This window comes from Fimbriimonadaceae bacterium (genome assembly GCA_019638795.1).
In the GTDB taxonomy this organism is placed as follows: Bacteria; Armatimonadota; Fimbriimonadia; order Fimbriimonadales; family Fimbriimonadaceae; genus JAHBTB01.
This window is the reverse complement of sequence record JAHBTB010000011.1, coordinates 67,054-81,330: the sequence shown is the minus strand read 5'-3', so window position 1 is coordinate 81,330 and position 14,277 is coordinate 67,054. Positions and strand designations below refer to the sequence as shown.

13 protein-coding genes and 1 tRNA gene are annotated in these 14,277 nt (G+C 64.7%); 4 read left to right on the top strand and 10 right to left on the bottom strand.

The genetic code is table 11. The features are described 5' to 3' along the window. The first annotated feature begins 70 nt into the window (after window positions 1-70). The gene (locus KF857_11885) at window positions 71-934 is read left to right on the top strand and encodes a recombinase zinc beta ribbon domain-containing protein (GenBank protein MBX3112696.1); all 864 of its coding nucleotides are present in this window, start codon (window positions 71-73) and stop codon (window positions 932-934) included. Here the strand turns inward: KF857_11885 and KF857_11880 are convergent. Next, window positions 893-968, bottom strand: a tRNA-Glu gene (locus KF857_11880). The genes KF857_11885 and KF857_11880 overlap by 42 nt on opposite strands. Before the next feature lie 65 nt (window positions 969-1,033). After that, window positions 1,034-2,080: a C40 family peptidase gene (locus KF857_11875; protein MBX3112695.1), complete on the bottom strand. Its 1,047-nt coding sequence runs from the start codon at window positions 2,078-2,080 to the stop codon at window positions 1,034-1,036. A 184-nt stretch (window positions 2,081-2,264) separates the two neighbouring features. On the opposite strand from KF857_11875, the gene KF857_11870 reads away from it, so the two are divergent. From KF857_11870 to KF857_11860, 3 genes are read left to right on the top strand one after another with little or no spacing between them, the layout of a single operon-like run. Further along, a complete protein-coding gene (locus tag KF857_11870; protein ID MBX3112694.1) occupies window positions 2,265-3,164 on the top strand; it encodes a glycosyltransferase family 2 protein in 900 nt (299 codons plus the stop codon). Further along, complete coding sequence (locus KF857_11865; protein MBX3112693.1) at window positions 3,115-4,011, top strand: glycosyltransferase family 2 protein; 897 nt, start codon at window positions 3,115-3,117, stop codon at window positions 4,009-4,011. The genes KF857_11870 and KF857_11865 overlap by 50 nt, the downstream gene beginning before the upstream one ends. After that, window positions 4,008-6,104 carry an O-antigen ligase family protein gene (locus KF857_11860; protein ID MBX3112692.1) on the top strand — a complete coding sequence of 699 codons (2,097 nt, stop codon included), beginning with the start codon at window positions 4,008-4,010 and terminating at the stop codon, window positions 6,102-6,104. The genes KF857_11865 and KF857_11860 overlap by 4 nt, the downstream gene beginning before the upstream one ends. On the opposite strand, the gene mrdA is transcribed toward KF857_11860, so the two are convergent. From mrdA to KF857_11820, 8 genes are all read right to left on the bottom strand, one after another. Beyond that, complete coding sequence (gene mrdA / locus KF857_11855; protein ID MBX3112691.1) at window positions 6,059-7,876, bottom strand: penicillin-binding protein 2; 1,818 nt, start codon at window positions 7,874-7,876, stop codon at window positions 6,059-6,061. The two genes, KF857_11860 and mrdA, sit on opposite strands and share 46 nt — an antisense overlap. 1 nt (window position 7,877) lies before the next feature. Further along, the gene (locus KF857_11850; GenBank protein MBX3112690.1) at window positions 7,878-8,135 is read right to left on the bottom strand and encodes a hypothetical protein; all 258 of its coding nucleotides are present in this window, start codon (window positions 8,133-8,135) and stop codon (window positions 7,878-7,880) included. Beyond that, window positions 8,125-10,386, bottom strand: a complete 2,262-nt coding sequence (locus tag KF857_11845) for a transglycosylase domain-containing protein (GenBank protein MBX3112689.1) — start codon at window positions 10,384-10,386, stop codon at window positions 8,125-8,127. Before KF857_11845 ends, KF857_11850 begins: the two co-directional genes overlap by 11 nt. Window positions 10,387-10,418: 32 nt before the next feature. After that, on the bottom strand, window positions 10,419-11,375 hold the full coding sequence (locus tag KF857_11840; GenBank protein ID MBX3112688.1) for a hypothetical protein: 957 nt from the start codon (window positions 11,373-11,375) through the stop codon (window positions 10,419-10,421). Continuing rightward, window positions 11,351-11,818: a hypothetical protein gene (locus KF857_11835; protein ID MBX3112687.1), complete on the bottom strand. Its 468-nt coding sequence runs from the start codon at window positions 11,816-11,818 to the stop codon at window positions 11,351-11,353. The genes KF857_11840 and KF857_11835 overlap by 25 nt, the downstream gene beginning before the upstream one ends. Window positions 11,819-11,822: 4 nt before the next feature. Then, a complete protein-coding gene (locus KF857_11830) occupies window positions 11,823-12,416 on the bottom strand; it encodes a sigma-70 family RNA polymerase sigma factor (GenBank protein MBX3112686.1) in 594 nt (197 codons plus the stop codon). 129 nt (window positions 12,417-12,545) lie between these two features. Continuing rightward, a complete protein-coding gene (locus KF857_11825) occupies window positions 12,546-13,055 on the bottom strand; it encodes a hypothetical protein (GenBank protein MBX3112685.1) in 510 nt (169 codons plus the stop codon). An 85-nt stretch (window positions 13,056-13,140) separates the two neighbouring features. Further along, the gene (locus KF857_11820) at window positions 13,141-14,262 is read right to left on the bottom strand and encodes a M20/M25/M40 family metallo-hydrolase (GenBank protein MBX3112684.1); all 1,122 of its coding nucleotides are present in this window, start codon (window positions 14,260-14,262) and stop codon (window positions 13,141-13,143) included. Between the last annotated feature and the right edge of the window lie 15 nt (window positions 14,263-14,277).

The window sequence follows — 14,277 nt, the reverse complement described above, 5'->3', positions numbered from 1 at the left end:
GAAGCTCGCCAAGCAGATCGGGCTCAAGACCCGCGCGGGTCACCCCTACGCCCGAAGTTCCATCTCCAGAATGCTGGAGAACCCCGTCTATATGGGTATCGTCAGGTGGGCAGGCGAAGACTATCCGGGCGTCCATGAGCCGATTGTCTCGTCCGAGCTTTTCTTTGAGGTTCAGCGCGTGATGCATGGCAGAACGACCCGATCAGGGTTCACCGAAGCACACGAGTTTGCCTACCGCGGCTTGATGACCTGTGCTTGCTGCGGATGCTCCATCACTGCTGAAATCAAGAAGGGCAAGTACATCTATTACCGATGCACGGGCATGCGAGACAGGAAATGCCCTGGCATGCAGACGGTACGGGAAGAGGTGCTGACCAGCCAGTTCGCCTCGCTCTTGGAAGGGTTGGTTCTGTCGCCCGAGAACTTGGAGGCTCTCAAGATTGCGCTCAAAGAGAGTTTGGCGGATGAAGCCGAAATGCGCCGGGCGAACATGGAGCGGATCGCCTCGGAGTCGGCAGTGATCCGTGCGAAGCTGGAGCGTATGTACCTTGACCGCATGGACGACCGGGTGAGCGAGGAGGTCTACCAGTCACTCCGGTCAAAGCTCCAGTCAAAGTTGGCTGGCTACACCGTGCAAATGGAAGCCCTCGACAAGACTGAGGGGTCGTACTACGATCTCGGCTTGCGGCTATTAGAACTAGCCCAAACCGCCCCGCTCAGGTTCATTCATGCTGATGGCCCCACCCGTCACTCGATCCTATTAGAACTCCTGGAGAAGGCAGAGCTGAAGGAGCGAAAAGTACAGGTTTGGCTTAAAGAACCGTTCGATACCTTACTTCAACGCAACGCTGAGAGGCTCGAAAATGGGGGCGAAAACGCCAAAAATGAGGATTGGTACTCCGGACGGGATTCGAACCCGCGACCTTCGCCGTGAAAGGGCGACGTCCTAACCGCTAGACGACCGGAGCACGTGCTGTGAGGCCCCTATTGTGGGCCGAAACTGGGGCGCGGGTGCTAGTCGGGCCCAGGAAGATCAGCCGATGATGTCGACTCCGATGCCGTTCTGCTGCTTGGCCTTCTCGTCTTCCGCGGCCTGGCGGCGGATCTTTTGGGCGCCGTCCTCCACCGGGGTGGACGTCAGGGCGCTGGTCGCCGCGGCCTTCCCGACCTTGCTGATCCGGCGGGCCCAGGCGTAGGCGCGGGTGTAATACGCCTCTTCCAGGCTGCTGATCTTGACCGAGCCGCTGCTGCTCGCGTGGATGAAGTTGTTGTTGCCGATGTAGATGCCGACATGGCTGACCCGGCTGCCTCCTCTGGTGTGGAAGAACACGAGGTCACCGGGCTCCAGGTCGCTCTTGCTGACGGCCTGGCCGACGCCGCTCTGCTCGATCGAGGTGCGGGGCAGGCGGACACCGTGCTGGGCATAGACCCAACCGACGAAGCCGGAGCAGTCGAAGGAACCGCGTGAGCCGGTCGCGCCCCAGACGTAGGGTGAGCCCAGCTTTGACTTCGCGGTGGCGATGAGGTCGCGGGCCTCGACCGAGGCGGACTCGGTCTTGACCGCCGGCGCGGGCGCCGGGGCCAGTTTGGCGACGAGCTCGGGCCTCTCGGCGTCCGGTTCCTCGTCCCCGTCAATCTCGATGGTGACCTTCTTGGTCTTGACTTCGTCCTTCTCGCTCGGCCCCTTCGGAGTGAGGGGGATCACGTTACGGGCGAGGACGTTGACGCCCTTCGGCGCGGAAAGCATGTCGCCGCGCACCCAGCCGGTGGTGCCGCCGTCAAAGCGGAGCTTGTACCACCCGTCTTTGCGGGCGAGGACTTCGGCAGTGCGGCCGATATCGACGGTGGCCACCTTGTCCGAGTCGGTGTCGGGCTCTTCCCGCACGATCACGTGGTCTTTGGCCACGCGGCAACGGTTGCCGCCGAACTCGGGGAACTTGGTGTCGGGGGCAGGGACAGGGGTCGGACTCGGCAGGATTCCACACCTGGTCAGGGCTTGGGCGTCGCTAGGGAGCACCAAGGCGCTGGTGCGGGCGGCGGCGTAGGTGACGCAGGCGAGGGCGAGTCCGAGTGTCGGCAAATCTATTCCTCCTCCAACTGGGGACACATGGCGAACGCGCCCTCAGCCAACGGATGATACCAGGCTGACGGGTCAAGGTATCACCCAACCCCCAAAAAAATACAGTCGGTTCAACCCACGGTGAACCAAGAGGGCGAACGATATCGTTAGGGCAGATAGACCTACCAGGTAGCATCGGCCAGCCGTGCTCAGTGTCCTTGTCGTCAATTGGAACACCCGCGACAAGCTCCAAGAGTGCTTGGCCTCCCTGTCCCGTCACGGGCCCTCGTTCCCCTACGAGGTCATCGTCGTCGACAACGCCAGCACCGACGGCAGCGCGGCGATGGTGCGCAATTTCTTCCCCGACGTGCGCCTGGTCGAGCCGGGCGGTAACACCGGCTATGCCCGGGGCAACAACATCGCCTTCGGCCTCGCCCGGTACGACTGGCTGCTGACCCTGAACCCTGACACCGTCTTTCGCGGCGGCGAACTCGAAGCGGCGGTGCGGACCTTGGCGGCAGAGCCCACCTACGGCGCGCTGGCCCTCCAGTTACGGTTCCCCTCCGGCGAGGTGCAGCGGTCGGTACGCGGCTTTCCCACCCCTCTCGGCGTGCTCGGGGCCGCCTTAGGAATCGACCGGCTCGCCCCCGCGTCGCCCCTGGCCGCGTACACGCTGCCCCTCTTCGACTACGCGGTCGAGCAGCCCGGGCCCCAGCCCATGGGCACTTTCCTCCTCTTCCGCAAGGCCGCCTTGGCCGCGGTGGGTGACCCCGCCCGCCCCTTTGACGAGGACTTCCCGATCTTCTTCAACGAGGTCGATTTGCTCAAGCGGATGGCCGACGCGGGCTGGCCCTGCCTCTACTCGCCCCGGGCCTGGGTCGGCCACCACCACGGGTCGAGCACGTCCCAGGCGAGGAAAAGTATGATTTGGGAATCGCACACCAGCCTGACGCGTTACTTTCATAAGCATCTGGCCGGGGCGGACCGCCTGTGGTTGCCGGCCGTGGTCGTCGCCAACTGGGTGGGGGCGTTTGTGCGGGCCAAAGGCTTCTACCGTGGATTTCGACCTGAGCGTGACCATCTGCAGTTGGAACACGATCGATGACCTTCGCGCCTGTCTGGCCAGCCTCCGGGCGGTCCGGGACGAGGCCGACTTCGAGGTCGTCGTGGTCGACAACGCCAGCGAAGACGGCTCCCCCGACATGGTGGCGGCCGAGTTCCCCGAGTTCCGCTTGCTCCGACAGACCAAGAACCTGGGGTTCACCGGCGGACACAACCTGGCCATCGCCGAAAGGCGGGGGCGCGACGTCGCCCTGCTGAACTCCGACACGGTCGTCCATCCGGGGGCGTTGCGGACCCTTACCGCCTATTTCCGCGAACACCCCGAGGCCGGGATCATCGGGCCCAAGCTGCTCAATCCCGACGGATCGCTCCAATTCAGTTGCCGACGGTTCCCTAACCCGGTCGCGGCCGCGTTCCGCAACACCCTTTTGGGCCGTGTATTCCCCGACAACAAGTACGTGCGCGAGTACCTGATGCAGGACTGGCAGCACGACCAGCCCCGCGAGGTCGACTGGTTGAGCGGGGCCGCCCTCTTCGCACGCGGTGAGGTCGTCGACAAGGTCGGCGTCCTTGACGACACCCTGTTCATGTTCTGCGAGGACGTGGACTGGTGCAAGCGCACGTGGCAAGCAGGCTGGAAAGTCGTCTACGTCCCCCAGGCCGTGGTGACCCACGCCATCGGCCGGAGCACCGACCGGGTCGCGAACAAGATGATCGTCCGCTTCCACCGGTCCATGTTCCGCTACTACCTGAAGCACGACGTCCGCGAAGCGTTTGTGTTGTGGCGGCCCTTCATGGTGGCGGCCGCGTCGGCCGCCCTCAGCCTTCGCGCCTTCGTGTTTCTCAGCAAGAACTGGCGTGACGAACTGGTGCGGAGGTGGCGTCGGTGAAGGGGCTGCGTCCCGAAGCGGTGGCCCTCGCCTTGGCCGCCTTTCTCGCTCCGGTCATCGGCGGCCAGGTCAGCCAAGAGCCCACGCCCCTCTCCCAGAACTTGCTGGCAGAGGTGCTTGGTGGCCCCGCCCTGCCTCTGATGGCGCGGGCGCTCCTCGGCGTGTTGGTCTTGGGGGCCCTCGCCTACACCTTGGTCAAGCGTCAGGTGCTCCCTGTCCCGCCCGTGTCGATGGTGCTCGCCCTGTTCGCCCTTGTCGGCCTGCTCGGCTTGTCCTCCGCGATGTCCAGCTTCGCCGCCGTCGGGCTCTCGACGTGGTGGTCGTGGATGCTTTATGCCGGGGCGTTCGGCCTCACCGTCACGTGTGTGGGCCGGGAGCGAGGGACCACCCTCGTCCTCGGCGCGGTCGTGGCCGGTTGCGCCGTGGTCGGATACAAGGGTGTCGTCGAATACCTGGCCGAAGCGGCGACAAACCCGACTTGGCGCGTCTTTGCCGGTTGGAACAACCCGAACGGAGTCGCCAGCCTGGTGGTCGGCGGCGCCCTCCTGGCGATCGGGCTCGGTTCGTCCTTGAAAGGCCCGCTTCGCTGGGCGTCATGGATCGGCGGCGCGTTGGCCGTCGCCACGCTCTGGTTCACCCAGTCCAAGGGAGGACTCGGCGCCCTGGCCGTCGGTCTCCTCGGCCTGGTCGCGATGGCGTTCGTGGTCAAGCGACCCAAGCCCTTGGCCCTGGGGACCGCGGTCACCTTGGCGTTGGCCGCCGTCATCGCCGTCGGGGGCCCGGCGCTGGCCCGGTCGGCCCGCCCTAACCTTGCCGTCGGCGCCCAAGCGGCGCCCCGGGTATTCCAGGCGTCGGCGACCCAAGTCCAGAGCGAGGACTTCCGCAAGAACCTCTGGAAGTCGGCGGTCCAGATCGCGGTGACTCACCCGACCGGTGTCGGGGCGGGCAACTTCCGCTTCTATTCGGCCCAACCGGGCCTGAGCGACCAGACCGTCTTTGCCCACCAGACATTCCTCCAAATCGCCGCCGAGGGCACGTGGCTTGCCCTCGCCGCCTTCGTCCTTTTCCTCGTCCAATGGTTCGCCAAGGCGTTGCCCACCCACGGCACCGAGCCGGACTCAAGGCGGGTGCTAAAAGCCGCCGTCGTCGCCGCGGTCCTGGCCTGGTGCGCGCACGGGTTCTTCGAGAGCAACGTCTACTACCTGGGCTTGGGCTTGACCTTCTTCATCGTCTTGGGAGTCGGCGTCCAGCTCGCCGACGACCTTTCGTCGCCCGAGTGGTCACCGTCATGGGTGCGGGTGGCGGTCGCGGTGGCCTGTTGCCTGGTGCCGATGGTCGCGATGGTTTTGGCCGGTCAGCAGGAAGTGGCCAAGGCATCGTTTGTGTCGGCCCTGGGGACTCCAGAACTGGCCGACGCGGCCGAACGGCTGAAGTCGGTCAACGACCCCGAAGCGACCTACCTCCTCGGTATCTATGGCAGCCGCACCGCCGAGGAACGCCTGGAACGTCTGACCGAGGCGGCCAAGAAATACCCCCGTACCAAGGTGCTCAGGGCCCTCGCCAGGACCCAGGCGCAGGCCGGTAAGCCGGCCGCGGCCGTCTCCTCCCTACGGCTCGCCTTGACCTACGACCCGAACGGCCTGCCCACCCTAGCCGAACTCATGCGCACCTATGACCAAATGGGAGACAAGGAGTCTGCGGCGGCCACGGCACGACAACTCATCGAAGTCGAGCAGAAACCGAGCTACTTGGTCCGCGCGATCCCCGAGATCGTCCCCACGGAGACGTTCGAGGCCCGGGTCTACCTGGCGGGACACACCCAAGACAAAGCGGAGAAGGCCCGGCTCTTGGGTGAGGCGACCGAGGGGTACAAGCGCTTTGTCGCGACCACGGTGCCGGGTGTCATTGCCACCGGAAACCTGGGCGGCATCGACATCGACCGGGCCGTCGAAATCGTCCAGAGCGGCCAAGCGGCCAACGCGCAGTACGCCCAGGCGCTCAAGGACGCCGGCCAAACAGAGAAGGCCGCTCAAGCGGACCAAGACGGTCAGGGCTTTGTCGAGGCGCTCGCGTCCTTGTCCAAACCCAGGTAGCGGGCGACGACCTGGCGGGCGATGGGGGCCGAGACGTCACCGCCATGCCCACCGTTTTCAATCAGGACACAGACCGCGATCTTGGGGTTGTCAAGGGGAGCAAACCCGATGAACCAGGCGTGGGTGGCCTTGCGAGGGTCGTTCTCGGCCGATCCGGTCTTGCCCGCCCAGGAGAGGCCGGGTATCTGGGCTGACCGGGCCGTGCCCCCCTCGATGACGTTGTTCATCGCCCCCGTCAGAGCAGACCAGAACCATCCCGGGGCGTCGACCTTGCCCAAGACTTGTTTGGCCACGTCGGTGCTCTCCTTGGTCTGGGGGTCGACGATCGCCTTGACAACATGCGGGCGGTAAGAAACGCCGCGGTTGGCGACCAGGCTGGCGACCTCCGCCATTTGGAGCGGGGTCACGGCCAGTTCACCCTGGCCGATGCCCATGTTCACCGTGTCACCTTCGTACCAACCGTGTTTGGCCCCCTTGGCGACCATGCGTTCCAGCCACTCCGGCGAGGAGACAAAGCCGCTGCCTTCACCAGGCACGTCCAGGCCGGTCCGCTCGCCCAGGCCCAAATCTGCGCACGCCTTCCGCATCTGCTCGATGCCGGCCTTGCGGGCCAAATCGCCAAAGTAGGTGTTGCACGACTTGGTCAGGGCGAGCCGGTAGTCGAGCACCGCGCCAGGGCCGTGGTTCTCGCACTTCATACGGCGACGACCGACCGCGAGGTAACCGGGGCACACGATGGCGTGGCTGGGGTCCAGCACCCCGGCCCGGAGCGCGGCAATGGAGGTGACGACCTTGAACGTCGACCCCGGTGCATAGCTCGCCTGGAACCCGCGGTCATAGAGGGGCTTGCCAGGGTCGTCGAGCAGACGCTGGTAGTCGTCGTGGCTGATGCCGCCCTGCCACACCTTTGCGTCGTAGTTCGGCGAGCTCGCCAGGGCCAGCACCCCCCCAGTCTGGGGGTCAAGGGCGACGACCGCACCACGGTGCCCGTCCAGCAACCGGTTGGCCAGGCGCTGGAGTTCCAGGTCGATGCTCAGCACCAGCTTCTTTCCCGGCACCGGCTCGTCACTGCCTAGGTAGCGGATCGGGCGTCTCTTCGCGTCTATACCGAACTTTTCGCTCCCCGGCTTACCCATAAGGGCCAGTTCGTACTGTTGCTCCAGTCCGGCCCGTCCGACGTATTCGGCCGGGGTCACCCCCTGGGCGCGGAGGGACTCGTCCACCTTGTCGTTCGGCGTCCAGACGTAGCCCAGGATGTGGGCCAGGCTCGTCGTGTCCCAATAGCTCCGCATGGGCGTCGACCGGATGTCAAAGCCGGGGAAGCGGTCGGGGTTCTCGACGAATTTGCTCGCGACCTCGGTCGAGACCCCCACGCTCACCGGAGTCCACAGGTCACGGCGGGTCTGGTCGCGTTCCAGCTTCTTGAGGATGGCCTCTTTGGTGAGCCCGAGCAACGAGGCCGCCTCGTCGATAGCCGCCGGGTCATCCTTGAGCAACTTGCTGATAACACTCAGCTTGGCGACGACGACCAGTTCCTGCCTCACGTCGGCCACAGGCCGGTCGGCCCGATCCACGATCCGGCCCCGCGGGGCCAGGCTCGTGTCCGACATCACGGCGGTCTTCCCCGCCCGGTCGATCACGTCCGCTGACTGGACCACTTGGAGGTTCCACAGCTTGACGATGAAACCGGCAAAGGCGACGACCAAGACGGCGGGCACGGCGAGCAGCCGGGCGTCGAGGGGGGTCTGCTCGGGCGCGTGGATCACCGACACGTCAGGCCGCCCCCAGCTTCTTCCAAACTTTGCCGATGAAGCGTCGTGCCCGCTGTGGAAGCGGCGGCTCCTTGGTCGGCGCGACATGACCCTCCTGTCGCTGGATGGCGGAGCGGTGTCCGGAGGGCGACTTCTCGTGGGCCAGGGTCAGGGGCCTCGTGTCGCCTAACAACTGGATCCTGCCCAACTGGACGACAAACAGGGCGAAGAACGCCGCGACGACGACGAGGACCAGCTTCTGACGCTGCTCAACCGCCATGGACCGTGCACCTCGATTTGGGCTCGGTCCCCTTCACAAAGGCACGCTTGACCCTTTCTGGACAGTACAGCGTGGCCCTGAGCCCGGTGTCGGCGCAAACCTCGACGTACACGACGCCGCGTGACTTGGTGTCGGGGGGCTCGGCCCGGGGACCGGCCGGGCGGGTCGCCTCAGGGACAGTGCCGCCGTCGTCGGTCGGCGTCGGAGGCTCGGTTGTCTTGCCCTTGGGTTCCTCAGTCTCCTCGACGGGCGCACCGGCTTCGGGAGTGTCCATCTCGGGGGTGTCGCCGGCCGGCGCCTCGGGCACGTCTTCCTGGGGCGGCTCTTCGGACGGCTCGGGCTGCGAGCGGCGTGGGTGCCGCGGGCCGGACTCGCCAAGTTCGTCTTGGACGACGGTCATCAGCTTGGCCCAGAGCGGGCAACTGTACTGGCCGCCATACACCCCGTCCATAGCGAGCCGCTTCTTGCTGCCGTCGGCCCGGGTGACCTGGCTGGCGAGCCACACGATGCCCACAAAGCGGTTGGTGTAGCCGCAGAACCACGCGTCCTTGTAGTCGCTTGTCGTCCCCGTCTTGCCGTGGGCGTTGGGGACGCCGCTGGCGTCGCGGCCGCTCCCGCTTGTCACGACGGCCCGCATCAGGTAATCGATGCCCGCAGCCGTGTCGGCGCTGACGACACGCCCGATCTTGGTGCCCGAGAACTCATGGATCACGGTGCCGTCGGGCCCGATGATCCGCTTGATCGCGAAGGGGCGGACCCGATAGCCGTCCTGCTGGAAGACGCTGTACGCCGACGCCATTTCCATGATCGTCACCGTGTTGGCGCCGATCGCCGTCGTCTTGACCCCGTCCTTCAGGTACTTGAAACCGAAGGCTTCACGGGACTTTTGCATGACGTTGCTGAGCCCCGCAGCTTCCTGGGCCCACATCGCCGCGCTGTTGTACGACTGGGAGAAGGCGCTACGGACGCTGACCATCCCCTTGGGGCCGCCCGACTTGATCGGACGGGAATGGCGCCCGTCCCGGATCATGAACGTGTTGTTGTTGACGTCGCCGTAGGGGCTCAACACCCCGTTCTCGAACGCGGTGGAATAGACGAACGGCTTGAACGCGGAACCGGGCTGAAGCTTGGCCCGGGTGACCAAATTGTACTGGTCCTTCTTGTAATCCTGGCCGCTGATCATGGCGAGGATCTTGCCGTCCGTGTCGATGCACAGGAACGCCCCCATGTTGACCTTTGCGCCACGGTAAGAGCGCAAGGTTTTGTTGAAGACTTCCTGGACTTTGGCTTGAAGCCCGGTGTTGACGGTCGTCTCGATCCGGTATCCGCCCGACGCGAAATCGACTTCGGGAGCGACCTCTTTCAGCTCTTGAAGGAGCACATAGTCGACAAAGTAGGGCATCCGCTTGCGGGAGCGGGACTCCCCCTTCTCACGCTTGTATACGTTGAGCTTCTCTTCCCTAGCCTTCTCATAGACGTCCGAAGAGATGAAGCCCTCTTCCTCCATGATCTTGAGGACCACGTTCCGGTTTTCAAGGGCGGCCTCAGGGTCGTCGATCGGGTTCTCGCGGCTCGGCGCCCGGACGCAACGGGCCAGCGTCGCCGCCTCGGCGACGGTCAGTTCGTCCAGCGACTTGTTGAAGTAGACCCGGGCCGCGGCCGCGATGCCGTAGGCACCGTGCCCAAAGAACATCTCATTGAGATACAGCTCGAGGATCTGGTCCTTCGTCCGCATCCGCTCGATCATCGTGGCGAGGGCCATGTTGTTGATCTTGCGGTCCAGGGAGTACTCGTCACCGGTGAAGACCTTCTTGGCGATCTGCATCGTCAGGGTCGAGGCGCCACCGGGGGTCTTCGCTCCCTTGGCGGCGTTGCCGAGGATCCGCCCGATCGCGTAGACGTCGACGCCGGTGTGCTGGTAGAAGCGTTTGTCCTCGGCGGCCAAGATCGCGTAGATGACGGAGTTGGGGATCTTGTCCCTCGTGACGTACTCCCGGTTCTGGGGCGACTCCTGAAAGAGGACTTGGCCGTCTTCGCTGAGCAAGACACTGGGTTTGGTGTCGATCTCGTGGATGTAGTCCGAGAGGTGCGGGACCATCAACGCCGCTTTCTCCAACCGGTTCTGCCACAAGGCCGAACCGACGACGAAGAGCACCGACCCAAGGATCACGACGACGACGCCGGCGATCTTGAGCCCTCGCACCCAGCGCTTCCCCGGCTTCGGAGTCGCCGCACGGTCTATCGAGGACACCGCCACTTCACTGGATTATGACGAGCAGGTGACTACTCACGTTGCTCCGTGACCTGGCCCTGGAGCCTGGCTAACTCCGAGTCCTTGGCGTCACCAACAAGGACAAGGGTCAGTTCACCGATATGCCAAACCCTTGAACGCAGGCGGTCGCCGCCGTAGCGGGTCAGCTTCTCCGGGTTCACCGAACCCTTGCACAGGAACAAGGAGACCTTCAGGCGCCGCCCTGCGTAGGTCTGCCGCATGACCTGACGCCCGTCGGCTTCGAACAGCCTTGCGTTCTCCAACCGAAGGCCACAGTCCCGGTCCAGGACATAGGGCTTGATGCCCATCTTTGCCGCCAGTTTGACGATCTCGTCACGGACAGTGACCGTCTTCGCCCCGGGGAACTTGAGCTGAAACGCACGCTCGGGAATGTCCACGTCGTACTTGACCTGGCTGTACTCGAACGACATGATGAGGCGGCCGCCGGGCCCGAAGACCTCGGACTTGAGAATGGCGCCCTTCCAGGTGTCGATATGGCTCTTGAAGAAGACTTCGCCGTGCCGGCCGCTGACGACGACGAGCCTGGTCGGGCGGCCCGCCACCTCGCCTCCGTCGGACTCTTTGAACCTGGCCCCCGCCATCGGGCCGCCGGACATGGGCAAGAACCCGTAGTTCATCAGTCCGTAGGGGTCGTGCGTCTTGTAAATCTCGTTCTTGGTCGGGTCATACACCGACCTCTCCGACCCAGTGATCAGGGTGACCGTGCCGTTTGAAGACTCGATCCTCAGCCGGCTTCCGGACTGCAGGATGCGCTCGGTCAGCCTTTCTTTGCTTCGCCCGAAGACCACCGTGCGCTTTCCGGCCAGGCGCAGACGGGGGCCGGCGGAAAACGCCTTGCGCATCGCGGGGGTCGCCCCCTCGGGAGGGCCGGGCGGGCCGCCTTGGGCCAGGGCCGCCGAGGCGATCAAGACCCAACCGAAAGTCAGGACTTGTCGAGCTTGGACCAATCGAACACCTGGTCGTATGCAGACTGGACGGGCACCGTGCTGACGCTAGACTGGTTCGCGCCTTGCAGGTGCGATGACACCAGGGTCTCTTCGAATGAACTGGGCGTCACGCTCTTGGCCAAGGGGCCGTGGTCGGGGGCTGGCGTCGGCTTGGCGGAGTTTTGGGTCATGACCATCGCCAAGGCAGAGGCGGCGACGGCGGTCAGGCCACCGGCCCAACCGATGAAAAGCTTCAGACGCGGGGCGTGATGCCGCTTGGTCGAGACAAGCCGCTGGTTCAGGCTGCTGCGCCATGCGTAGCTCGGCGCGGCGTCGTCCAGACCGTCCAAGAGTTGATGGGCCCGGGACGCGCCGGCCTCCAGCGACTCGTCCAGGCGCAACGTCTCGGCGGCAGTCAAAGGCTGCTCTTCCCTGAGTTTGCGCAAAATTTCCTTGTCCAGCATCACGTTATCTCTTCGCTAAATATTGGCCCACATGCTCTTGCAAGTGAGCCCTTGCCAAGAAGAGTCGACTCTTGACCGTGCCGACCGGCACGTCCACCGTCTTCGATATCTCTTCATATCCCATGTCTTCCTTGTCGTGCAAGAGGAGGACGGTCCGCAACTTCTCGCTCATCGTGGCGAGCGCAGCGTCCACCACGTCCCGAAGTTCGTCTTGCAAGACCGCGTGTTCGGGGTTCCACCGCTCGTCGGCGACTTCACGCGGCCCGTCGTCGCTTTCGGTCGGTTCTAGGCTGACGAACGACGGGGCCCGCTCGTTGCGGCGGGCGCGGTCGACACAGAGGTTGTGGGCGATGCGGAACAGCCAGGTGCGGAGCCCGGAGCGCCCGTCAAACCGGTCGACGGCCTGAAACGCACGGATGAAGACCTCCTGGGAGATGTCGAGGGCCTCCTCGTCGGAGCGCACCATGCGCTTGACGAACCCATAAATGCGGGCTTGGTAGGCATCGACGATTTTCGAGAAGGCGTCCAGGTCTTGCCCGCGCACCTGCTCTAAAAGGGCCTGTTCGCTCGCTGCGTCGATTTTCTTACCAGGCGCCAAACTTGCCACTCCAAGGGAACGACTCATCCGTATGAGACCGGACGAACGCCGTCTGGAATTGTTCAGTTGACAGTGGGACCTCGCCGTGCCGCCGGGCCGGTCCGGCCCCGGCGGCACGCGAAACGAATGTCAGAACCGGACGCCGGCGACGATCGCGAAGCCGGAGAGCTCGCGTCGGCTGCCGCCGAAGTACTTGGCCTCGATGAAGGCCGGCGTCTTGCCATAGTTGAGGTCACGGCCGATCTTCAACCCAAAGCCAAAGTCGGTGTTCGAACCAGCGGTGACGCCGTCATTGTAGTGGTTGAACGCAGGGCCGACACCGGCGCCGACGTACACCTCGGGGAAGTGCACCGTGTAGGTCAGGAACAGAGGCACGCTCGAGAAGCTGCCCTTGCCGATGTAGTCGAAGCCAATGCCGTAGGTGGCTTGGCTGCCGCCGTAGGTCATGTCACCCAACTTGTAGTCGCCGCCGATGATGAACCACGTCCGGCCCTCGACGCTGTTGGCCGTGTCCGAACTGGTGAAGAACAACCCGGCATGGACGGAAAGACCAACCGGTTTGTTGTATTGGGCCATAGCGGCGGCCGAGAGGCCGGCACCCAGGGCCAGGCCGACGAAGACTTTTGCGATCGCTTTCATCCGTGATCCTCTGTCGACCCCGCGCAAGCAAGAGCGACGTGACCAAAGATAGCACGGCTTGCCTCCCGGCGTCTACGCGTCCGACCTAGCCTTTCGCCGCTTCGACGACCAACTCGTAGGCAAGACGCGCCGTGTCGACAAGGTCCTGGACTCGAATGTACTCTTCATGGGTGTGGATCTTGTCCATGCCGGTGCCCAAGACGATGCATGGCACCCCTTTGGCGTTGTAGGCGTTGGCGTCACTGCCGCCCAGGGTGGTGCGTAAGGCCGGGTCGAAGCCCAAATTGCGGCTTGCCCTTTGGGCCACCTGGACGACCGTGCTGTCCTCGGGGACGAGGTAGGCGTCGTAGTGCCGGTCGTGGACCACCTTGAGTTCGGCCCCCCATTTCCGCGCCGCGGCCTCCAGGCATTGGAGCATGTGGTCGATTTGTCGGTCCAGTTCGGCGACGTCGGTGCTGCGGGCCTCGCCGCGCAGCCGGACGGAGGGGCAGACCACGTTGACCGCCGTGCCGCCCTCGACAATGCCGAAGTTCGCCGTGGTCTCGGGCCCGATACGGCCCAAGCGCATCGGCGCGACCGCGTCGGCGAGGACCTGGATGGCGTTGATTCCTTTTTCGGGGTCCTTGCCGCTGTGGGCAGGCTTGCCCAAGATCGTGACGTCCAGCTTGTCATGGGTGGCCGTGCGGGTGACGAACGTGCCGACCGGCGGGCCGGTGTCAAGGACATAGCCGAAGTCGAGGCCGAGGTCTTGGATTTTCAGGTGGGCCGCCCCACGGAGCCCGACCTCTTCTGCCACGCTAAAGAGCAGGACGACGTCACCGTGCTCGACTCCAGACTCTTGGAGCATTCGCACCGCCTCGATGGCCGGGGCCATACCGCCTTTGTCGTCGGCGCCAAGGATCGTCGTGCCGTCACTGCTGATCACCCCGTCCTTCTCGACCAGCACCAGACCTTTCGTCGGCTCGACGGTGTCGAAGTGGGCGCTGAGGAACACCCGTGGCGCCCCCGGCTTGTTCCCCTTCAGCACCGCGACCACATTGCCCGCGTCTCCGCCGATGGCCGCTCCCGCGTCGTCTTCCACGGGGTCCAATCCCATCTCGGCGAGGATCTCTTTGACCCGGTCGACGCTGGCCCGTTCGTGGAGCGACGGGGCGTCGAGCAGCACGAGCTCACGGAACAGGGCGAGGAGCCGTTCTTGGTTGACCACGCCAGGATTCTAGAC